Here is a 22146-nt window from a genome sequence, read left to right as displayed (position 1 = left end):
ACATTATTTGATGTAAAAAATGAGACCCCTCATCTCCACTAATCATTGAAAAGACCGTATTAGATTTGATCTAATACGGTCTTTTTTATGCTTTTGGATATAAAAATGATAAGCGTTTAACATTTAATGAAAAAGTGCAAACTTTTTAAATCTATACAATTTTTTCAAAATAATATTTATTTTTATAACAAAAGATGTTAGCCTATTAGATGAAATGTTAAACGCTTAGCATGTAGGAGGAGAAAAGATGTTGGAAAATAAAAATCACAAAAAGATGTCTTTAAGCGGAAAATCTTTATTAATGGGAACCTTGTCTACAGCAGCAATTGTATTAAGTGCTTCCACTGTAAATGCTGCTACTACTAATGCAGACAACGTTAATGAAAATCAAACTGTAGCAGTAACTACTGCATCAACAAACAATGAAAATAAAAATCAAACAAATTCAGATTCAGCTAAAAGTGCTGATACTGCAGTTGAAAAAGCGACTACTGTAAGTTCAGATTCAGCTAAGGACAACAAAGCAGACAACGCTAATACAGTAACTGCTACTGCACCAGTAAGTGATGTTAAGGCTCCAGTTGTTCCTGAAAAAACAGCTACTGATAAAGCAGAAAATGAAGATACAGCTTCTACTTCAACTGCTGACACTCAAAAGAATGATGTAGTAAAACAAGATGAAAAAGCAACTATCTCTGATAATTCAAAGAATGAAGTAGTTAAAGAAAATAAGGATACTTCAGCAAAAGCTACAAATTCTAACAAAGCTGAATTAAACGGTCAAATTAAAGATATCGTTAAAGAATCTGGTGTAGATACTAGTAAATTAACTGACGATCAAATTAACGAATTAAATAAAATTAACTTTTCTAAAGCAGCTAAGAGCGGAACTCAATTAACTTACAATGACTTTAAGAAAATTGCTAAAACTTTAATTGAACAAGATGCTCGTTATGCTGTTCCTTTCTTCAATGCAAGCAAGATCAAGAATATGCCAGCAGCTAAGACTCTGGATGCCCAAACTGGAAAAGTAGAAGACTTGGAAATTTGGGATTCATGGCCTGTTCAAGATGCTAAGACTGGTTATGTTTCTAATTGGAATGGATATCAATTAGTAATCGGAATGATGGGAGTTCCAAATACTAATGATAATCACATTTACCTTCTTTATAACAAGTACGGTGATAATAATTTCAATAACTGGAAGAATGCTGGTCCTATTTTTGGGTTAGGCACTCCAGTTATTCAACAATGGTCTGGATCAGCAACTTTGAACAAAGATGGTTCAGTACAACTTTACTACACTAAGGTTGATACAAGTGATAACAATACTAACCACCAAAAGCTTGCCAGCGCTACTATTTACTTAAACCTTGAAAAGGCTCAAGATAAGATTTCTATTGCGCATGTTGATAACGATCATATTGTCTTTGAAGGTGATGGCTACCACTACCAAACTTATGATCAATGGAAGAAGACTAACAAGGGTGCTGACAACATTGCAATGCGTGATGCTCACGTGATCGATGATGAAGATGGCAACCGTTACCTTGTCTTTGAAGCAAGTACTGGTACTGAAAACTATCAAGGTGCTAACCAAATTTATCAATGGGTAAACTATGGTGGTACTAATAAAGATAATTTGGGTGATTTCTTCCAAATCTTATCTAACTCTGACATTAAAGACAGAGCAAAATGGTCAAACGCTGCTATTGGTATCATCAAGTTGAACAATGATACTAAGAATCCTAGTGTTGAAAAAGTTTATACTCCACTTGTTAGCTCACCAATGGTAAGTGATGAAATTGAACGTCCTGATGTTGTTCGCTTAGGTAACAAGTACTATCTATTTGCTGCTACTAGATTGAACCGTGGTAGTAACGATGACGCTTGGATGGCAACTAACAAAGCAGTCGGCGATAACGTTGCAATGATTGGATATGTTTCTGATAACTTAACTCATGGATATGTTCCATTGAACGAATCTGGCGTTGTTTTGACTGCTTCTGTACCAGCTAACTGGCGTACTGCTACTTACTCATACTATGCAGTTCCAGTAGAAGGAAGAGATGATCAACTCTTAATCACTTCCTACATTACTAACCGTGGTGAAGTTGCTGGGAAGGGTATGCATGCAACTTGGGCACCAAGTTTCTTGATTCAAATCAATCCAGATAACACTACTACAGTTTTAGCTAAAATGACAAATCAGGGTGATTGGATTTGGGATGATAGTAGTGAAAATGCAGATATGATGGGTATACTTGAAAAGGATGCTCCAAATAGTGCTGCACTTCCTGGCGAATGGGGTAAACCAGTTGACTGGGATTTAATTGGTGGATATAACTTAAAGCCACATCAACCTGTGACACCACCAGATACGCCAGACATTCCGGATATACCAACAACACCAGATACACCTGACACACCGGATACACCAACAACGCCAAATACACCGGATACACCACGTACTCCAGAAGTTCCAACTACCCCCGTTAAGAAAACTACTCAGTCAGAACTTCCAAAGGCAGGAGCTAAAGATGGTATTGCTGCAGCAATTTTAGGTGCTGTAAGCTCAATGTTAGGAGCTATCGGTTTAGCGGGTATTTCAAAACGCAAGCGTAATAACTAAATTTATAAAAAAAGATGAGTTTTAATATGACTCATCTTTTTTTGCTATAAATATAATTTATTCTAGTATGAAAAACTGTAAATTTTCTCAAAATTATCTTTTCCCTATAATAAATTTGAAAAGTAATCGTGGTGAAAAGCCAATCTATAGCATAAAAATATATTTCATTATGCTTAGCAAATATTAGACATTTACTTTTCATAATTTAGACTAAATATTTGAAAGAGTTTAATAAAGAGGAAATTTATGCAAGAAATTAATGAAAAATATTTCGAAGGAGAAAGAGCTTTATATGGCCTTTCTAACACAATTTTAGAGAATGTTACGTTCGGTGAAGGAGAATCGCCGCTAAAAGAAACGCAGGATTTGGAAATAAAGTCTAATATTTTTAAATATAAATATCCTTTATGGTATTCAAACAATATTAAAGTTACTAATAGCACATTTGAAACAATGTCTAGAAGTGGTATTTGGTACACTAATAATATTTCAATTAAAAACTCCAATTTGCAGGCTCCTAAATTATTTAGAAGATGTAAACATGTTTCTTTAGATCACGTATTTTTTTCTGATGCTGAAGAAACAATGTGGACTTGTGAGGATATTACTATTAAAAATACTGAGATTAATGGCGATTATTTTGGAAAAGACAGTTCTGACATCTATATGGAAAATGTGCGCGTGATTGGAAACTATGTTTTTGATGGTGCTAAAAATATTGTCTGCAAAAATTGTAGTTTTGTATCTAAAGATGCATTTTGGAATTGTGAGAATGTAACTTTAATTAATTGTCAAATAGATGGGGAATATTTAAGCTGGAATAGTAGCAATATTATTTTCAGAGATTGTACTATTGAAAGTGATCAAGGACTTTGCTACATGGATCATGTTACTTTAGAAAACTGTATTTTAAATCAGACGACTTTAGCCTTTGAAAAATGTAGTAACATTAACGCAATTATCAAGAGTAAGATTACGAGCGTTAAAAATCCTATTTCTGGAGTAATTAAAGCGAAGAAGATTGAAACATTAATTATTGATCCAGCAAAGATGGATCCTCGTGATACTAAGATTATCTCTGAGGAAGCAATCGATAAAAAAGTTTCAGTTTCTGATCAAAATCAAGAGGGTGAATAAAATTGAACTATGATTTTACAACCGTGATAAATCGGCGACATACAGATTCAGTTAAGTGGAATGTTAAAGATAGTGAATTACCAATGTCAATTGCAGATATGGATTTTAAAACAGCACCTGAGATTGTTTTAGCAATGCGTGAAAAACTTGAACTAGGAGCCTTTGGCTATGAAGAAGCAGGAGCCGATTATTTTAATGCAGTAAGTCATTGGTATCAATTAGAGCATGGTGCAGATGCCGATCCAAGTTGGATGATTTTTGCTACTGGAGTTGTACCAGCTATTTCCTCAATTGTTAGACGTATTTCTCATATAGGTGATAATGTATTGGTTCAAGAGCCGGTGTACAATATTTTTTATAATTCTATTGAAAATAATGGCCGACATGTATTATCAAGTGATTTAACTTATAGTAAAGGGAAGTATGAAATTGATTGGCAAGATTTGGAAGAAAAGCTGGCTAATCCTTTAACTACTTTGATGATTTTCTGTAATCCGCACAATCCTACAGGAATTGTATGGAAAAAGAGCGAAGTGGAAAGAATTGCTTCTTTATGTCAAGAAAACCATGTAATTCTTTTGTCTGATGAGATTCATGGGGACTTAGTGCGTAATAATGTCAAATATACACCTGCTTTTTCTATTACTGAATCCTTAAGAAGCAATGTAATTAGTTTGGTATCTCCAAGTAAAACTTTTAATGTTGCTGCCCTTCATGCCGCAACTGTGATTATTCCTGATAATAATTTACGTGATATCGTTAATCGTGGATTAAATAGCGATGAACTAGCTGAACCTAATCTTTTAGCTATTCCAGCGACAATTGCGGCTTATACGGAAGGATTTAATTGGATGCATGAGTTATTAGCGGTAATTGATAATAATTTTGCTTATGCTGAAAAGGAAATAACTAAACAGTTAAAAGATATAAAAATTGTTTCTGGTCCTGCAACTTATTTAATGTGGTTAGATGTGAGTGAAATCTCACAAAATAGTCAAGAATTAGCTGATTATATTAGAAGAGAAACTGGTTTAATTGTTTCACCAGGTAGCATTTATCGTGGTAACGGTAAAACCTTTTTAAGGTTGAATCTTGCATCCCCAATTTCAATGATAAAAGATGGGATTAATCGATTAATTACTGGAATTAAAAAATATTCAAAAAAATAGCTGAAAGTGGTTTCAAAATCATCTCAAAAAGATATATACTTTTATTGAGGTGATTTTTTTATGGAACCATTATTTTTAACACCATACTTTAGACCAAAAATTTGGGGTGGTCGCAAATTAAATACTGTTTTAGGATATGACATTCCTGATGGAAAAGTTGGAGAGGCTTGGGTAATATCTGGCTATAAAGATGACGCTTCAACTGTTAATGAAGGACCGTTAAAAGGAAAGACATTAAGAGAAGTATATTTGGAACATCCAGAATTGTTTGGTAATCCAAAAGCTAAAGAATTTCCCTTATTAGTTAAATTCTTAGATGCAAATGATAATTTATCTGTTCAAGTGCACCCAGATGATGAATATGCTAAAATTCATGAAAACGATTCAGGAAAAACTGAAAGTTGGTACGTGCTTCATGCTGAACCTGGTGCTAAACTGATTTATGGGCACAACGCAAAAAGTAAGGAAGAACTAGAAGATTGGATTAAAAATGGAAAGTGGTCAAAACTTCTACGTTACGTACCAGTAAAAGAAGGAGATTTTTTATATGTTCCTTCTGGTACTGTTCACGCATTAACTAAAGGTATTATGGTTATTGAAACACAACAATCAAGTGATGTAACCTATAGATTGTATGATTGGGACCGAGTAGATAAGAAGATTGGTAAGAAGAGAGAGTTGCATATTAAGCAATCTCTTGATACTATTCAAGTACCACATAAAGATCCAAAGCTGAACATTACTTCTGAAACAATTGGAGATGCTAAGATTACTACTTTGGCTCAACCACCAATGTCACCACATTTTTACTTGTGGCAAATTGATGTTGATGGAGAATTTAATTGGAGTTTAAAGGATCATCCTTATCTTTTGGTATCTGTAATTAAAGGTAATGGTAAGTTTATTGCCGATGGTAAAGAATATGACATTAAGTTGGGAAGCAATTTTATTATCCCTAATGAAATTAAAGACTTTAGTTTTAGCGGTAACTTACGTTTAGTAATTTCAGCTCCTGGTAAAGAATAAGTTTAAATGAATGGAGTTGGTCAAATGATATATATTGGTTGCGGGGTAATAATGTTTGTAATCGGAGTCATTTGGCTAATTGCTCCTTCTCCTAATCCTAATCAAGTTTATGGATATATGTCATATTTGGCTTCGGTTAATGAAGCTAGTTATAAATATGCCCAAAAAGTAGCAAGAAATTACTTTATGCTATTTGGATTAATCCAGTTTTTATTAGGTTTAGGTATTCATTTATTGCATTGGGATCGCTATTTTTTGATCTGGTTGCTTACTTTTTATTTGTTTATTTTGGCTCCAATAATCTTAACTGAAAAGAAATTACAGGCTTTTTTACGTGCTCGTCATGAATTGCCTCATGATTATGTTGAACCAGATAAAATTAAACATACTAGAGTAAAGGGATTTAAGGACAAATAATGCTAAAGATATTAATGGTCGAAGATGATAATTCAGTTGCAGAAATGATGAAGATGTTCTTTAGTAAAGAACAATGGGATGTTGATATAGCTAAAGATGGCGTAGAGGCTGTTGAAATGTTTAAAGCAAATTCAGATTCCTACGACATTGTTACGCTAGATCTTAACTTACCCAAAAAAGATGGGATGGAAGTAGCTAAAGAAATTAGAGCTATTTCGCTTTCAATTCCAATCATTATGTTGACAGCTCGAGATTCAGAAACTGATCAAATTTTGGGTTTAGGTATTGGTGCAGATGAGTATGTTACTAAGCCATTTAGTCCATTAGCATTGATTGCTCGAATTAAAGCATTATACCGTAGAAGTCACTTAGAAAAGGATATGCATGCTTCTAATGGCTTAAAGTATGATGTAGTGACAAAGCATTTAAAGATCTCAGAGGACCGTCGAGAAGTACGATTTGATGATAATATTGTTGCCGGCTTAACACCTAAAGAATTTAATTTGCTTTATACTATGGCTCAAAAACCAAAACAGGTTTTTTCAAGAGATAAACTTTTAGAATTAGTTTGGGGATATGAGTTTTTTGGTGAAGAGCGTACTGTTGATGCTCACATTAAAAAGCTCCGTCAAAAATTAGAAAAAGCTGGTCCACAAGTAGTTCAAACTGTTTGGGGTGTAGGCTATAAGTTTGACGATTCTGAGGTATAGAAGTTGAAATTATTCTATCAAGAAATGTTAGGTTTCCTGCTAGTAATTGTTACTAGTATTGTAATTATTGGCTCATCGACGATTCACTTTGCAACGATTCAAGCTTATTCTCAAAGCTATTCACGTCTAGAAGGCTATGGAACTTCAATTGGAAAATTGGCTTTAGCTAAAGATAATCCTCGACATGAATTAGATGCTAAATTTTTAAAAAATTTACAAGTTGTAATGGAAGGCGAAGATGTAAATCTTCGCATTTTTAATAATAAAAATAGGCAAGTTTATCCAGAAACAACAATGAATTGGGCTCTGCCACAAAAGTTGTTTAAGCAGCTGAAAAATGGCAAGACTATTCGAATTAGAAATGACCATGAAGATGGAAGAATAAATTCTTTTTCAAGTAAGGATGCTTATACGAGTGTCATTGTTCCTTGGCGTAGTAAGGGAAAACTTGTTGGGGTTATTTGGATTGGCTCACGTGTTCAAAATGTTGAACAAATGATTGTTCGAGAAAAACACAATCTCGTTACAGCCTTACTAAGTTCACTTGTAATAGGTGGCTTAATTAGTTTTGTATTGTCATATTATATTTCAAGAAAGATTAAGCTTTTATCTAGTGCTACTAAGAAGGTCGCACAAGGTGATTTTAATGTTCATTTGAAGCATAAAGATACCGATGAAATTGATGATTTGGCACGTAATTTTAATATTATGGTGAACGCCCTAAAAGAATCGAATGATGAGATTAAGGCGCAAGAAAAGCGTCGAGAGCAGTTTATGGCTGATGCAGCCCATGAAATGCGAACGCCGCTAACTACTATTAATGGCTTACTAGAAGGCTTTGAATATGATGCAATTCCTGAAGAAGCAAAACCAAAATCAATTGCTTTAATGCATAGTGAAACTAAGCGATTAATCAGGTTGGTAAACGAAAATTTAGACTATGAAAAAATCAGGAATAATAAAATTAGTTTGATTCAATCTAAATTTAATGCAGTTGAAATTTTGACGAATTTGTTAACGCAAATGAAACAAAAAGCAACTGAGAAAAATGATGAATTAATTTTAAAATGCCCATCAGAGGTTGAAGTTTATGCTGATAAGGACAGATTCACGCAAATAATGGTGAATTTGGTCCAGAATGCTTTGCAGTTTACTGAAAACGGCAAGATTACAATTTCTGCTAAGAGAATTGAACATGGTGCTCAATTTAAAATTGCTGATACAGGAATTGGTATGAACAAAAAACAAATGAAATATATCTTTGAAAGATTCTATAAAGCTGATCCATCAAGAGCAAAAATTGGATCAGGAGAGTCAGGTTTAGGTCTATCAATTGTATTATCTTTAATTAAGCAGCATGGTGGTAAGATTGATGTTGATTCAGAACCAGGAAAGGGTGCGCAGTTTACTGTGACTCTATATGATAAGGGATATAAAGAGTTTATTAAAGACTAGCAAAAAGACCAGTGCTCATTGAGTACTGGTCTTTTGTTTATTTGTCAGGATTATCTTTTTCCTTAGAATTATTTTGGTTATCTTTAGTCTTTTCACTTGTTGCGGATTGAACATTTTCTGGAATATTATTAATCTCGTCTTTATTAATTTCTGGAGCGTCAGTTGTATAGAGATCTGTTGTTGTCCCTTTGTGTTGGGAATAAAGAGAAGTAGATTTATTGCCTAAGTCTTTTCTTAACTTTAACATCTTTTGATAGTTGACTTTATAGTCAAATTCATTCGGATCAGTTGGGATAAAGCCAGTCGGAGTGTAAAAACGTAAAAGATTGTGATTATTTAATAAATCAGAATAATGAAGAGAATTATGACCATACTGCACTAATTTATTGATTTCATCTTTTTGTTTTTTACTAAATTTAGTAATCTTTTCACCAGTTTGCTGATTGTAAACAGTGCCTTTAACTCCCTTGCCACCAATAATTATGTACTTAGGAGTAACAATTGTGCCGTTTCGGAAAACTAATACTTGACGGTATTGTTTTGAAAATACATCTTGTCCAAATTGAATGTAATTTTTATTTGAAACTCCTAACAGATGAAGCAGAGTCGGTAAGACGTCAATTTCACCACTAATTTTATTATCAACTTTTCCCTTAATTCCATTCATATGAATCATGAAAGGAACTTTTTGAAGTTCGGTTGTATCATAAGAGGTCCAGTTATTGAAATCTTTACCTAAAACGGGAGCTAAAGCAGATAATTCATCATCAGAACTACCAACGCCGTAGTGGTCACCATAAAGAATCACCATTGTGTTTTTATCGAGACCACTCTTTTTTAGATAATCAAAAAACTCTTTAACTGACTGGTCAAGATAATGAGCTGTTTCAAAATAGTTATTAATTGTGGCGTTTGAAGTATCTGTAGTTGTAAAATTATTATCTTTGTCTTCTTGATCTAGTTGAAATGGAATATGGTTAGTAACAGTTAAATACTTAACATAAAATGGCTGCTGCATTTGTTCAAGGTATTTAATACTTTCGCCAAATAATAGTTTATCTTTTAAGCCATATCCAATTTTGTCATTCTTCTTTTGAGAGAAATAATTTGCATCAAAAAAGTAATTATAACCTAGATTTTTATATACTTCATTTCGATTCCAAAATGTACCGGTATTACCGTGGAAGACGGCGGAAGTATAACCAGATTGACGAAGAATTTGTGGAGCACCTTGGAAGGTGTTTTCAGAACCTAGAGAAGAGAAAAGAGAACCATCTGAAATACCATATGTTCCTGTTTCAAGCATATTTTCGGCATCACTGGTTCTTCCAAGGCCAACTTGGTGGTAGAAGTTACTAAAACTAACAGTATCTTTATTGTGATAGAGAGAATTGAGAAATGGGGTAACTTCTTGACCATTAACTTTTAAGCCAATTAAAAATTGCTGGAAACTCTCTAGGTGTAAGACAATGACGTTCTTGCCTTTTGCCTTGCCAAAATATTCGGGATTAGCCTTGGCATAGTGCTTTTTCGTAAAATCAAGTACTTGATTAATATCTTCGGCATTAGCATTTTTTTTAACTTGGTTTGATTGGGCACTTTTTAGAAGATCATAGACTGAATAGGTATCAATTCCCAAGTATTTAACGACATAAGAGCGGTCAAAAGTATTTCTTAATAATCGCGGACGTGAAGTTTCAGCCAAAAACATATTTAAAGTTAGCATGAAAACTCCAAAGGACGATACTGCAAAGGGACGTTTAAAACCGTATTTACGTGGATCAATTTTGATAACTTTAACGATCAACAAAATAATGATAATTATCAAGTCTAACCATAGGAAAATATCGCTGGGATGCAATAGAGCAACAGTACTTTTTCCTAAACCTTGTGATACTTTACCAGTATTTTGAATAGTCTTGCTAGTTAGAAAATCAGAAAACTGACGATAGTAAATTACATTTGCAAAAAGTAAGATAGTATTTACTGTATCTAAAACCAGCATCGCGATATAAGAGACAAGAGGCTTAGAAAAATAGAGACCTAGACTTAAAATAATAATGCATGTCCCAAGCGGAGTTAGCCAGACAATAAAGTGCTGGTATGGATCGCTTAAGCCAAGCTTAAAATCAAAGTAAGCTGTATACATGTATTTTGCCCAAAAGCAAAGAGTAAGGATTGTTAAAAATCCAATTCTAGTTTGCCAAAAATTACGTTTTGTTTTATTCACGCTTCAATACTCCTTTTAATAAGGAATATTTTACTGGTAAATTTAAAAAACGACAAACTTTTGTCAAAGGTTTGCGATTTTTTAATATTTTTGAAAAAAACATCTTTCATTACTAGCTTTACGTTATAATTAAGCCAAAATTACGGAGTCGGTTAAGATATGCTTTTTTTACAACCCTTATATGAATATATTTTCCATCATTATGCAGCCCATATTAATCATTTTGCTTTAATTAAATTGATTTTATATAGCTTAGATAAGACAATTTTTTATTTTATTATTTTTGCAATTATTCGCTTATGTTGGCTGTTGTTTGTAAGACATCGAAGAACATTGAAATCTGAAGCATGTGTTTGGATTTTTAGCTTTTATGTTATTTTGCTTTTAATGCTTACAGTCTTTCGAAATACATATTTCCCATGGCAACTAACGTTCAATTTTCACCGTAGCTTAAACGATATAAATTTAGTATTTATGAAAGAAACGCTAAAATTAACTCATGGACAAAGCATGCTGGATTTTTTCTATAATTCATTAGGAAATATATTATGGTTTATTCCTTTTGGTTTATTGTTTCCTGTAGTTATTCAAAAAAGAAGTATGGTATTAACAATTTTTACAGGTGCTTGTCTGTCGATATGTATTGAATGTTTGCAGTTTGTTCTTGAAACTGGTGTAAGCGATATAGATGATGTGTTTTTCAATGTTTGTGGCGCAGTAATTGGTTTTATAATATATCGAATTATTTATCGATTCTTATAATAAAAACTCTAGTTTTATGAAGACGTAACTGCTAAAATAAGGTTTGTACGTGAAAAAGTTACAAAAAAGGAAGTTTAAATAATGAGTAAAGTTGTTCACTTTGATGCAAGTAAATTAACTCCTTTTGTTCATGAAAATGAATTAAAGGAAATGCAAGCAATGGTAACTGCTGCAGATCAAGAATTACGCGAAGGTACTGGCGCAGGTAGTGACTTCCGTGGTTGGATTGATTTACCAATTAATTATGATAAAGATGAATTTGATCGTATTAAAAAAGCTGCTAAAAAGATTCAAAATGATTCAGAAGTTTTAGTTGGTATTGGTATTGGTGGTTCATATCTTGGTGCCCAAGCTTCAATCGAATTCTTAAATAGCTCTTTCTACGGTAGAGAAAAAGAAAAGTACCCAACTGTTGTATTTTGTGGTAACTCTCTTTCTGGTTCATACCTTTACGATTTGCTTGAATGGTTAGGAGACAAGGACTTCTCAATTAATATTATTTCTAAGTCTGGTACTACTACTGAACCTTCAATTGCATTCCGTGTCTTAAAGGACAAGTTAATCAAGAAGTATGGTAAAGAAGAAGCTGCTAAGAGAATTTATGCAACTACTGACCGTGCTAAGGGTGCTTTGAAGACTGAAGCAGATGCAGAAGGCTACGAAGAATTCGTAGTTCCAGATGACATTGGTGGTCGTTTCTCAGTATTATCAGCTGTTGGTTTGCTTCCAATCGCTGTAGCTGGTGGTGACATTGATGCAATGATGAAGGGTGCTGCTGATGCACGTGCTGCATACACTGATCCAGATGTTTTGAAGGATAGTCCCTACCAATACGCAGCTCTTCGTAACATTCTTTACCGTAAAGGTTACACTACTGAATTGCTTGAAAACTATGAACCATCATTAAGAATGTTTGGCGAATGGTGGAAACAATTAATGGGTGAATCTGAAGGTAAGGATCAAAAGGGCATTTACCCATCTAGCGCTAACTTTACTACTGACCTTCACTCACTTGGTCAATACATCCAAGAAGGTCGTCGTAATTTGATGGAAACAGTTATCCGTGTTGAAAATCCAGCTCACGATGTAACTATTCCTGATGATAAGGAAAACTTGGACCAATTAAACTTCTTATCAGGTAAGACTATGAACTACGTAAATGATCGTGCATACGAAGGTGTAGTTTTAGCCCACACTGATGGTGGTGTACCAGTTATGACTGTTGATATTGAAAATCAATCAGCTCATACTTTAGGTTACTTAATTTACTGGTTCGAATTAGCTGTAGGTATTTCAGGTTACTTGAACGGTATTAATCCATTTAACCAACCAGGTGTTGAAAGTTACAAGAGAAACATGTTTGGTCTTTTGAACAAGCCTGGTTATGAAGATTTACATGATGATTTAACTAAACGTCTAAAATAAATCTACTTAGCATATTTTGATAGTATGTGAAAATAATATAACTATAAGAATAGTTAAAGAAAGGGTAGAGGCTAATTGCCTCCACTCTTTTTTATTGGAGGAAAAATGGAAAAACAGGCAAAAAACACACTTGCAGTTCTGGCAACAGCATTTATGTCTTTCGTTGGAATTTTAACTGAAACAAGTTTAAATGTAACTTTTCCTGCAATGATGAAGCAGTTTAAAGTTTCTCTGGATACCATTCAATGGACTACTACTGGCTATTTGTTAATGATTGCAATTATTATGATTAGCTCGTCATATCAAAATGAACGTTTTACAGCAAGACAATTATTTGTGACAGCTGCAGTTGCTTTCATGATTGGAAGTCTAATTTCAGCATTTGCACCTACTTTTTATATTTTATTGTTAGGAAGATTAATTTCGGCCTTAGGTGTGGGACTTTGCACGCCGATGATGTTTAATTTGATAGTAGAAGTAATTCCCAGACGGCGTTGGGGATTCTACATGGGTATTGCTGGCCTAGTTGTTGCGATGGCACCAACTTTGGGACCGGCTTTTGGCGGAAGCGTATCATATTATCTTAATTGGCGCTGGATTTTTATTATTGCTACAATTTTTGCCCTAATAGTATTTATTGCGGGAATTTTTGTAATAGGAAGCTATCATCCGGTTGAAAAGAAATCATTTAATTGGATGGCTTACATAGTTTTAAGTCTTAGTTTGGTTAGTTTAGTAATCGGCGTCAATCAATTAAGTAAGGGACTGAAAAATTGGCACTTATGGACATTATTAGCCATAGCGGCAGTTCTGTTTGTTTTATTTGTGGTAATCTCCAAAAGATCTACTAGTAAATTACTCGACTTAGCAGTTTTTGAAGACAAGGCATTCATTTTTGGAGCTTGTGCATATTTTTTACTTCAATTTATTAATATTGGTGTAAGTTTTGTACTTCCTAATTATATTCAAATTGTCAACAAGCAGACATCTTTGATCGGTGGTTTAGTTTTACTTCCAGGAAGTATTATTGCAGGCTTATTGAATCCGTATTTTGGCCGCATATATGATCGCTGGGGTGCAAAGGTGCCATTGTATAGTGGAGCTTTTTTAATGGCATTAGGAAGCTTTTTATTGGCTATTTGGGGATTGAACTTAAGTACATGGATGATTATTTGCTTTTATGGTGTTCTAATGTTGGGACACAGAATGTCATTTAGCAACACAATGGCTCAAAGTCTAAAAATAGTAGATAATGATTTGAAGTCTGATGCGACCGCAGTTTGTCAAACGGCGCAACAATTAGCTGGTTCAATGGGAACTGCGATTTTAGCTGCGATTATAGCGATTTTTCAAAATAAACATACAGCAAATTATGCTACTCTTACTGCTCAAGGAAGCAGAACAGCATTTTACTTTACTTTTGGTCTTGGAATTTTGATTTTATTGTGTGATTGGATTATGTTTAAGCTAAGTAAAGAAAATGTATCAAAGAAAGCGTAAGTAAAGATGAATAATGATTTTTTAACTATGGAAAAAGAAGTCTATAATTTTGCTCAAAATCTTTATTTTAGAAATGAAGTCGCAATTGATTTAGTAGAAAAAGATGAACAAAAGGACTTATTGCATTTTGATAGAAGTGGAGTTGAAAAATTACAAGAAATAGCAGGTGTCCTAAAAGATTTTTGTCAGCCACAAGTTCGTGCAATTTTGCAAGTTAGTGAAGATGCAAAAGATGTGAAAGTAGATTATGATTTGATTCAAAATCAGACGCATCAATTAATTCAAAATTTTTCTAACTTAGAAAAATTGGTTTCTTATGCAGAAGAACAGGCAAGACAGAAAAACAAGGGTCTAAGTAAGCAATGGTTAGAGTTAAAAGAAAACCTAGCCAAAATGAAGATTGATCAAATAAAAGATATTGAGAAAACTAGTAAAAGTATGTCATAAATCAGGAAAATAAGTGATATAATTGAAAAGCTGCATCATGGTGAGTAAGACGTGATGCAGCTTTTTTCTTTCTTAAATAACTTTTTAAAGAAAAATAGTCAGGTAACTTGACAGATTTACAATATTCAATTATATTTACATATGTTGAATTTGCCCGTTGGTCAAATGGTTAAGACGCCACCCTCTCAAGGTGGAGTTACGAGTTCAATTCTCGTACGGGTGATATACTGAGATATAGCCAAATTGGTAAGGCACAGGATTCTGGTTCCTGGATGTTTCGGTTCGAGCCCGAATATCTCAATACGTTACCGTCAGATCGCTGATCTGGCGGTTTTATTTTATAATCCAGGTGGTAAGGTTGATAGAATTTTTTAAGACTCAGCATTTAGTAGAAAGTATGGTTAGTGAACGAATTGTACCTGGTGTAAACTATGCTTTTATTAAGAAAAAGCAAGTATTCACATCAACAGTTGGATTTGCTAGTTTAATGCCTAAAATAGAACAACTTAGCCCCTTTGCGCTTTATGATTTGGCCAGTTTGACTAAAGTCTTAGGAACTACTAATGTCTTCCTAAAATTAAAGGAAGAAGGAAAACTTAACTTTACTGAGCCACTTAAAGAATTTATTCCTGAATTTAAAGATGATCGAATTAGGTTAAGTCATTTATTAACTCATACTAGTGGTATTCGTGGTTGGATTCCTAACAGGGATGAGCTAGATGCTCCTGATCTCTTGAGGGCAATTATCGGATTACCTGTTACAGAAGAATTTGAAAATAAGATGCGCTATGCGGACACTAATTTTATTTTATTAGGTTTAGTTCTCGAAAAAATATATGGCTTACCTGTGCAAGATGTAATTATGCAGGAAATTATTTTGCCTGCTCGATTAAAAGAGACGACTTTTCAACCTAATCCGTTAGACTGCGTTCCTACTGCTTATACTGAAGAAGGTAAGCTACTTCAAGGAATTGTGCATGATCCTAAAGCACGTGTATTAGGTAAAGATTGTGGTTCTGCTGGATTATTTGCCAACTTAGAAGATTTAATAAAAATGACGCAGTCTTATTTGGGACTGCGTCAGGATATTTTGCCTTTAAAACAAGATACATTGGCTAGTTTATTTCAAATTGAAACACCTAAGAAAGTTCATCCTCGTTCTTGGGGATGGGATTTACGTTTTGATCCAATTGATCAACATCCGCTTATTTACCATACAGGATTTACGGGAACTTTTATCTTAATTGATCGTCTTAATCAGAGCGCAATGATTGTTTTGACGAATCGAATTCATCCTAGTGGCCATAATCATGTTTTTCTGGCAATGAGAGAAAAAATAGTTGATACGTTCTTAAAAGAAAATGTTTATAAGGACTAAAAAAGACCAGTGTCGCACAATCGACATTGGTCTTTTTACTACATTCCTGCTTTAATTATTTTCTTTTCACCCATTGTTTTACGTAGTGAGAGCATAGCGGTATAAGTAGCTAAGATATAAACTTTTTTAGTTGGTAATTTTGAAATTTCGTCTAATAAGGCTTCATTGTTGGTAGCTGTAGTCATTAGACCAGGATCAAATCCAGAAACTTCTAATCTAAAGCCCATGTCATGCCAACGTTTACCACCAACTAGTACTTTCTTGATTTTATCTTTGTTTAATCCTTCATAGTCAGCATCCCAGATCCAAGAAGTATCAATTCCGTCCGCGTGGTTAGCGTTTAAAAGGGTAACTAAAGAATAGTTATCTTTTTCAGTATTGAGCATATGAAGAACTTCATCAAGTCCAACTGGATTTTTAACCAAAATTAGGTCAATTTCCTTGCCAGCATAATTGATTAATTCTTGACGGCCAAAGATTCGCTTATTTTCAGCAAAGCTTTGTGCTACTTCTTCTTCGCTTAAGCCAAACTCTCTGGCTACAGAATAGGCAGCTAAGGCATTATAAATGTTGTATGTACCACCAATGCCGATGCTATAATCTTTTTCACCCATTCTAAATTTTAGGCTATTTGGAGTTTGATCGATAATTTGATTTACGCTATAGGTTAAATCAGGTCTATGATAGCCACAGTTAGGACAGAAATAGTCTCCTAAGTTTGCATAAATACGTTCATGATAATGTAAAATATGATCGCATTTTGGACATAACACACCATCAGTATTCACTGGAGCCTTAAAGTCATTTTCTGCTTTATCGTCAGGAAGTTGAAAACCATAAAATACTTTTTTGTTAGGAAGTTCAACTGATGAAAAAATACTTGCATCACCATTAGCAATAATAGTTGCATTTGGAGCGAGCTTAATTCCATCTACTATTTTTTGATATGTAGTGTAAATTTCACCGTATCGATCCATTTGATCACGGAAAATGTTGGTTAAGACAAATACGCTAGGATGGAGCAGTTTAGTTACCATTTTTACGTTTGCTTCATCAACTTCTAATACAGCAATTTTCTTTTTAGCTCTTTTATTTTTATGTGCCAAAAATGCTGTTACAATTCCTTGCTGCATGTTTGAACCAGATGGATTGGTTAAGATGTCGCCGTATTTTTTCTTCAATGCTTCTACGATTAAAGCGGTCGTCATTGTTTTACCGTTAGTTCCTGTAACAATGATTGTTTCATAGCCTTTTGCTAATGAATTTAATACTTCAGGATCAATTTTCATGGCAAATTTTCCAGGAAAACTCGTCCCGCCCTTTAATACATTATGAAGAAACCAGTAAGATGATTTACCGGCTGCCTTAGCGATGCCTGATTTTAAATTCATATTATTATCCCTCACTTTAAAACTAAATTTTACTATAGCATATCAATAAAATGAAAACGACCTTTTTATTTTTACCTGCACGATTTTTAAATTTACTTTATACTAATTAAGATAATATTAGTGAAGGTACATAAACTGAATAATGGAGGAATTTTGCAGTGGCCCAATTGTTTTTTCGCTATGGTGCAATGAGTAGTGGTAAGTCAATTGAAATACTAAAGGTTGCCCATAACTATGAGGCGCAAGGACGAAAGATTGCTTTAATGACAAGCAGTGTAGATGATAGAAGCGGAGTGGGGACAGTCGCTTCTAGAATCGGATTACACCGCAAGGCTGAACCAATCAGTGAAGACATGAACTTATTTGACTATGTTTCAGAAATGAATAAGAATGACGTTAAGTCTGGTAAAGGTACCGTAGCCTGTGTTTTAATTGACGAGGCGCAATTTTTAAAAAGGCACCATGTATTAGAATGTGCAAAAATCGTTGATGAATTAAAAATCCCCGTAATGGCATTTGGTTTAAAAAATGACTTCCAGAATCATTTATTTGAAGGTAGTGAAAATTTACTGATTTTTGCTGATAAAATAGAAGAAATGAAGACTATTTGTCACTATTGCGGTCATAAGGCTACAATGAATTTACGAATTAATTCTGGAAAACCTGTTTATGAGGGTGAACAAGTTCAAATTGGCGGAGATGAATCTTATTATCCCGTATGTCGTTTTCACTATTTTCATCCCGATAAGCAAAGATAGAAGTAAGGAAGGATAACAGATATGGATAAAGTGATGGCCCAATTGGAAGGATTAGTTGCCCATTATGAAGAACTTCAAGAAATGATGGCTGATCCTGAAGTTATTAATGATACTAAGCGCTATATGGAAATTTCTAAAGAAGAAGCCGATATGCGTGAAGTAGTACAAAAGTACAGAAAATATAAGTCAGATATCAAGGAAATTGATGATAATAAAGAAATTATCTCAAATGAATCTGATAATGACTTAGTTGAAATGGCTAAGGAAGAAAACTCTGAATTAGAAAAAGAAGTTGCTGAATTAGAAGATGAGATTAAAATCTTAATGCTTCCTAAAGATCCTAATGATGATAAAGATATTATTATGGAAATTAGAGGAGCTGCTGGTGGGGATGAAGCATCTCTATTTGCTGGCGACCTTCTTAGAATGTATGAAAAATATGCAGAAACTCAAGGCTGGAAAGTATCTTTAATTGATTCAGAACCAACTGAAGTTGGGGGTTATAAGCGCGTTGCAGTTATGATTACCGGTGACAAGGTTTACTCAAAATTAAAATATGAAAATGGAGCTCACCGTGTTCAACGCGTTCCTGTAACTGAATCTCAAGGTCGTGTTCACACTTCTACTGCAACAGTTGCAGTTATGCCAGAATACGAACAAGTTGATATTGATTTAGATCCTAAAGACATTCGTGTCGATGTTTACCGTTCATCTGGTGCTGGTGGTCAGCACATTAACAAAACTTCTAGTGCTGTTCGTATGACTCACCTTCCTACTGGAATTGTAGTTGCTATGCAAGATCAACGTAGTCAGCAACAAAACCGTGAAAAGGCAATGCAAATTTTGAAATCACGTGTTTATGATTACTATGAAAGTCAGAATCGTGACCAATATGATGCAAAGAGAAAAGATGCTGTTGGGACTGGAGATCGTTCAGAAAGAATTAGAACGTATAACTATCCTCAAAACCGTGTAACTGATCACAGAATTGGTTTAACTTTGAACAAGCTTGATCGAGTTATGAATGGTGAGCTAGACGAAATTATTAACGCTTTAGTTCTTTACTACCAAACTCAGCAACTAGAAAAGATGGCTGAAGAAAATGCCTAAAAGTTTAAAAACAATCAAAGATTCTGTATTAAAAGATAATCCGGAAATTCGTTCTGATGATATTGATTATGTTCTGGGGGAAAGATTAGGATATACTCCTTCAGAATTTGAGCTACATATTAACGATGAATTAGATTCAGAACAAGAGAAGCAAGCATTAAAAGATATGAAAAAATTGCGCCGAGGAATTTCTCCGCAATATATCTTGGGCTATGCTTGGTTTTATGGTTATAAAATTTTAGTTAATCGTGGAGTTTTAATACCTCGTTTTGAAACTGAAGAGTTAGTTAAGTGGGCTCTTGAAAACATTGATTCTGGTGAAAAAATTCTTGACCTAGGCACCGGATCGGGAGCAATTATGGTTGCTTTAGTAAAGCAGGCACACGATAAAGGCATTGATAATCTAACTTTATATGCTAGCGATATTACAGATTCTGCTTTACGTGAGAGTGAAGAAAACTTTTTAAAATACGATTTAGATGTTAAAACCCGTAAGGCTAATGTATTAGTGGGTTTAGAGAAATTTGATACTATCATTTCTAATCCTCCTTATATAAAAACTAGTGAAAAAGATTTGATGGATGCAAATGTAATAAAAAATGAGCCAGATACTGCCTTGTATGGTGGGGAAGACGGGTTAGATTTTTATCGTAAGTTTGCTAAGCAGATTCGTTTTCATTTAAATTCTCATGGACAATTTTTCTTAGAATTTGGTTTTAGTGAAAAGAGACAACTAGAAGAGCTATTTGAAACTGAATTACCGGATTTTGAAATTGAGTTTAGAGATGATTTAGCAGGTAAGCCAAGAATGGTTCATGGAAGGTGGAAAAAATAAATGGAAACTAAGATTTTCAATAAAGAACAAATTCCTGAAGCAGTTGAGTTTTTGAAAAAAGGTGAATTAGTAGCCTTTCCCACGGAAACCGTATATGGTCTTGGTGCATTAGCAACTAATGAAAAAGCTGTTAAGGGAGTCTATGCAGCTAAGGGACGTCCTAGCGACAATCCGTTAATTGTGACAGTGTCTGATGAGAAAATGATGGAGAACTATGTTAACGAGGTACCTGAACGAGCAAAGAAGCTAATTAAGCATTTTTGGCCTGGTCCGCTAACTATTATTCTCTTTGTTAAAAAGGGTAGCTTACCAAATGCCGTAACGGGCGGTCTTCCAACTGCAGCTTTTCGCTGTCCAGATGATGAAATGACTCATGATTTGATTAGTGAATTAGGGAAACCTATTGTCGGCCCATCTGCTAACACTTCAACTAAGCCAAGTCCGACAACTGCAGAACATGTTTATCATGATTTAAAAGGAAAAATTGCGGGAATTATTGATAACGGACCAACTGAGATTGGTTTAGAGTCAACAATTGTTGACTTGTCAGTTGAGACACCAACTGTTCTTCGTCCAGGTGAAATCACTCCCGAGGAAATTTCTTCAGTTTTAGGAGAAGAAGTTTTAATGAATAAGGGTACTACACAAACTAAGGGTGTACCTAAGGCTCCAGGGATGAAGTATCGTCATTATGCGCCTAGCGCTCCGGTTTTCATCGTTGATAAGGAAGAAGATTTCTCGAAAATTAAGTGGAATGATGAAACTGGTGTGGCTGCGTTAGACGAAGTATTAGAAAAGATTGATAGTCCTAATAAATATACTTTAGGTAAAACAATTGATAAAGCCGCTCATAATTTATTTGGTGCGTTAAGATACTTTGATGGTGAGAGCAAAATTAAGCGTATCTACGTTCAAGGATTTGATCATGGAGATATTAGTGCTGCTTACATGAATCGTTTGAATAAGGCCGCTGCTGGTCATCATTTTCATTAAAATAAAGGGCATGTAGAAAAACATGCCTTTTTTCGTATGATTTAGGAAACATTTATCTAATAATTTGTTAAAATAATGAACGAAGTATTATTTTTAAAATAGGAGGCCATTATGGGTAAGTTTACCGTTTTGAATCACCCGTTGATCCAACATAAGTTGACAATCATTCGTAAGAAAGATACAGGTACGAATGAATTTCGTCAAATTGTTGGTGAAATTGGTGGACTCATGGTGTATGAAATGACACGCGATTTGCCATTGAAGAATGTTGAGATTGAAACTCCAATCGGAAAGTCAACTCAAAAGGAATTAGCAGGTAAGAAGTTGGTTATTGTGCCAATTTTACGTGCTGGTCTTGGAATGGTTGATGGTGTTCTTCAAATGATCCCATCTGCAAAGGTAGGACATATTGGAATGTATCGTGATGAAGAAACTTTGAAGCCACATGAATATTTCTTCAAGATGCCACCAGATATTGAAGAGCGTGAATGTATTATTGTTGATCCAATGCTTGCAACAGGTGGATCAGCAAATATGGCTATTGAGGCATTAAAGAAGCGTGGCGCAAAGAACATTCGATTAGCTGTTTTAGTAGCTGCTCCTGAAGGTGTAAAGGCTGTTCAAGAAGCAAATCCAGATGTTGACATCTATGCTGCAGCAGAAGATGAAAAATTAATGGATAACGGTTACATCTACCCAGGTCTAGGGGATGCAGGAGATAGATTGTTCGGAACTAAGTAATTTTACTCAAAAATATTTTGAAATTGAAAT

The 22146-nt window shown here is 34.3% G+C and carries 19 protein-coding genes and 2 tRNA genes; 19 read left to right on the top strand and 2 right to left on the bottom strand.

The features are described from left to right. The first annotated feature begins 247 nt into the window (after positions 1–247). The 7 genes from QM512_RS05080 to QM512_RS05050 all read left to right on the top strand — a co-directional run bounded on the left by QM512_RS05080 (position 248) and on the right by QM512_RS05050 (position 8546). Positions 248–2632, top strand: coding sequence for a glycoside hydrolase family 68 protein (locus tag QM512_RS05080; protein ID WP_282806421.1), 2385 nt, complete (start codon positions 248–250; stop codon positions 2630–2632). Positions 2633–2878: 246 nt separating this feature from the next. Continuing rightward, a complete protein-coding gene (locus QM512_RS05075; RefSeq protein WP_282806420.1) occupies positions 2879–3769 on the top strand; it encodes a DUF3737 family protein in 891 nt (296 codons plus the stop codon). 2 nt (positions 3770–3771) lie between these two features. Further along, positions 3772–4938, top strand: coding sequence for a MalY/PatB family protein (locus QM512_RS05070; RefSeq protein WP_282806419.1), 1167 nt, complete (start codon positions 3772–3774; stop codon positions 4936–4938). Positions 4939–4998: 60 nt separating this feature from the next. Next, positions 4999–5964: a mannose-6-phosphate isomerase, class I gene (gene manA / locus QM512_RS05065; RefSeq protein ID WP_282806418.1), complete on the top strand. Its 966-nt coding sequence runs from the start codon at positions 4999–5001 to the stop codon at positions 5962–5964. A gap of 24 nt (positions 5965–5988) precedes the next feature. Beyond that, complete coding sequence (locus QM512_RS05060; protein WP_282806417.1) at positions 5989–6381, top strand: SdpI family protein; 393 nt, start codon at positions 5989–5991, stop codon at positions 6379–6381. After that, the gene (locus QM512_RS05055) at positions 6381–7091 is read left to right on the top strand and encodes a response regulator transcription factor (protein ID WP_282806416.1); all 711 of its coding nucleotides are present in this window, start codon (positions 6381–6383) and stop codon (positions 7089–7091) included. Before QM512_RS05060 ends, QM512_RS05055 begins: the two co-directional genes overlap by 1 nt. Positions 7092–7094: 3 nt before the next feature. Continuing rightward, positions 7095–8546: a sensor histidine kinase gene (locus QM512_RS05050; protein ID WP_282806415.1), complete on the top strand. Its 1452-nt coding sequence runs from the start codon at positions 7095–7097 to the stop codon at positions 8544–8546. A 37-nt stretch (positions 8547–8583) separates the two neighbouring features. Here the strand turns inward: QM512_RS05050 and QM512_RS05045 are convergent, their stop codons facing one another. Then, a complete protein-coding gene (locus QM512_RS05045) occupies positions 8584–10776 on the bottom strand; it encodes an LTA synthase family protein (protein ID WP_282806414.1) in 2193 nt (730 codons plus the stop codon). Between the two features lie 159 nt (positions 10777–10935). Here QM512_RS05045 and QM512_RS05040 point away from each other — a divergent pair, with 159 nt between their 5' ends. The 7 genes from QM512_RS05040 to QM512_RS05010 all read left to right on the top strand — a co-directional run bounded on the left by QM512_RS05040 (position 10936) and on the right by QM512_RS05010 (position 16288). Continuing rightward, a complete protein-coding gene (locus QM512_RS05040; protein WP_282806413.1) occupies positions 10936–11538 on the top strand; it encodes a VanZ family protein in 603 nt (200 codons plus the stop codon). Positions 11539–11619: 81 nt separating this feature from the next. After that, positions 11620–12963: a glucose-6-phosphate isomerase gene (locus tag QM512_RS05035; RefSeq protein WP_282806412.1), complete on the top strand. Its 1344-nt coding sequence runs from the start codon at positions 11620–11622 to the stop codon at positions 12961–12963. Positions 12964–13068: 105 nt separating this feature from the next. Beyond that, entirely contained in the window at positions 13069–14463 is a 1395-nt protein-coding gene (locus QM512_RS05030) for a DHA2 family efflux MFS transporter permease subunit (RefSeq protein WP_282806411.1), read from the top strand. A gap of 6 nt (positions 14464–14469) precedes the next feature. Further along, positions 14470–14910 carry a hypothetical protein gene (locus QM512_RS05025; protein WP_282806410.1) on the top strand — a complete coding sequence of 147 codons (441 nt, stop codon included), beginning with the start codon at positions 14470–14472 and terminating at the stop codon, positions 14908–14910. A gap of 151 nt (positions 14911–15061) precedes the next feature. Then, positions 15062–15133, top strand: a tRNA-Glu gene (locus tag QM512_RS05020). Between the two features lie 5 nt (positions 15134–15138). Next, positions 15139–15211 (top strand) — tRNA-Gln (locus tag QM512_RS05015). Positions 15212–15268: 57 nt separating this feature from the next. Continuing rightward, entirely contained in the window at positions 15269–16288 is a 1020-nt protein-coding gene (locus QM512_RS05010; protein WP_282806409.1) for a serine hydrolase domain-containing protein, read from the top strand. Between the two features lie 38 nt (positions 16289–16326). Here QM512_RS05010 and QM512_RS05005 read toward each other — a convergent pair whose 3' ends face one another. After that, a complete protein-coding gene (locus tag QM512_RS05005; protein WP_282806408.1) occupies positions 16327–17679 on the bottom strand; it encodes a Mur ligase family protein in 1353 nt (450 codons plus the stop codon). A gap of 158 nt (positions 17680–17837) precedes the next feature. Here QM512_RS05005 and QM512_RS05000 point away from each other — a divergent pair, with 158 nt between their 5' ends. The 5 genes from QM512_RS05000 to upp all read left to right on the top strand — a co-directional run bounded on the left by QM512_RS05000 (position 17838) and on the right by upp (position 22116). After that, on the top strand, positions 17838–18437 hold the full coding sequence (locus QM512_RS05000) for a thymidine kinase (protein ID WP_282806407.1): 600 nt from the start codon (positions 17838–17840) through the stop codon (positions 18435–18437). A gap of 21 nt (positions 18438–18458) precedes the next feature. Further along, on the top strand, positions 18459–19547 hold the full coding sequence (gene prfA, locus QM512_RS04995; protein WP_282806406.1) for a peptide chain release factor 1: 1089 nt from the start codon (positions 18459–18461) through the stop codon (positions 19545–19547). Then, positions 19540–20382, top strand: coding sequence for a peptide chain release factor N(5)-glutamine methyltransferase (prmC, locus tag QM512_RS04990; RefSeq protein WP_282806405.1), 843 nt, complete (start codon positions 19540–19542; stop codon positions 20380–20382). Before prfA ends, prmC begins: the two co-directional genes overlap by 8 nt. Next, a complete protein-coding gene (locus tag QM512_RS04985) occupies positions 20383–21375 on the top strand; it encodes an L-threonylcarbamoyladenylate synthase (protein ID WP_282806404.1) in 993 nt (330 codons plus the stop codon). It begins immediately after the preceding gene. 111 nt (positions 21376–21486) lie between these two features. Continuing rightward, the gene (gene upp / locus QM512_RS04980) at positions 21487–22116 is read left to right on the top strand and encodes a uracil phosphoribosyltransferase (RefSeq protein ID WP_004897613.1); all 630 of its coding nucleotides are present in this window, start codon (positions 21487–21489) and stop codon (positions 22114–22116) included. The last annotated feature ends 30 nt before the right edge of the window (positions 22117–22146 follow it).

It is taken from the genome of Lactobacillus isalae (assembly GCF_947539375.1).
In the GTDB taxonomy this organism is placed as follows: domain Bacteria; phylum Bacillota; class Bacilli; order Lactobacillales; family Lactobacillaceae; genus Lactobacillus; species Lactobacillus isalae.
This window is presented reverse-complemented; position numbering and strand designations above follow the sequence as displayed.

Bases quoted from the DNA above. Each gene is read 5' to 3' on its own strand.
- manA (WP_282806418.1), top strand. From the start codon at position 4,999: ATGGAACCATTATTTTTAACACCATACTTTAGACCAAAAATTTGGGGT.
- QM512_RS05060 (WP_282806417.1), top strand. From the start codon at position 5,989: ATGATATATATTGGTTGCGGGGTAATAATGTTTGTAATCGGAGTCATT.
- QM512_RS05040 (WP_282806413.1), top strand. From the start codon at position 10,936: ATGCTTTTTTTACAACCCTTATATGAATATATTTTCCATCATTATGCA.
- QM512_RS05025 (WP_282806410.1), top strand. From the start codon at position 14,470: ATGAATAATGATTTTTTAACTATGGAAAAAGAAGTCTATAATTTTGCT.
- QM512_RS05030 (WP_282806411.1), top strand. From the start codon at position 13,069: ATGGAAAAACAGGCAAAAAACACACTTGCAGTTCTGGCAACAGCATTT.
- prmC (WP_282806405.1), top strand. From the start codon at position 19,540: ATGCCTAAAAGTTTAAAAACAATCAAAGATTCTGTATTAAAAGATAAT.
- QM512_RS05035 (WP_282806412.1), top strand. From the start codon at position 11,620: ATGAGTAAAGTTGTTCACTTTGATGCAAGTAAATTAACTCCTTTTGTT.
- QM512_RS04985 (WP_282806404.1), top strand. From the start codon at position 20,383: ATGGAAACTAAGATTTTCAATAAAGAACAAATTCCTGAAGCAGTTGAG.
- upp (WP_004897613.1), top strand. From the start codon at position 21,487: ATGGGTAAGTTTACCGTTTTGAATCACCCGTTGATCCAACATAAGTTG.
- QM512_RS05005 (WP_282806408.1), bottom strand. From the start codon at position 17,679: ATGAATTTAAAATCAGGCATCGCTAAGGCAGCCGGTAAATCATCTTAC.
- QM512_RS05075 (WP_282806420.1), top strand. From the start codon at position 2,879: ATGCAAGAAATTAATGAAAAATATTTCGAAGGAGAAAGAGCTTTATAT.
- QM512_RS05080 (WP_282806421.1), top strand. From the start codon at position 248: ATGTTGGAAAATAAAAATCACAAAAAGATGTCTTTAAGCGGAAAATCT.
- prfA (WP_282806406.1), top strand. From the start codon at position 18,459: ATGGATAAAGTGATGGCCCAATTGGAAGGATTAGTTGCCCATTATGAA.
- QM512_RS05055 (WP_282806416.1), top strand. From the start codon at position 6,381: ATGCTAAAGATATTAATGGTCGAAGATGATAATTCAGTTGCAGAAATG.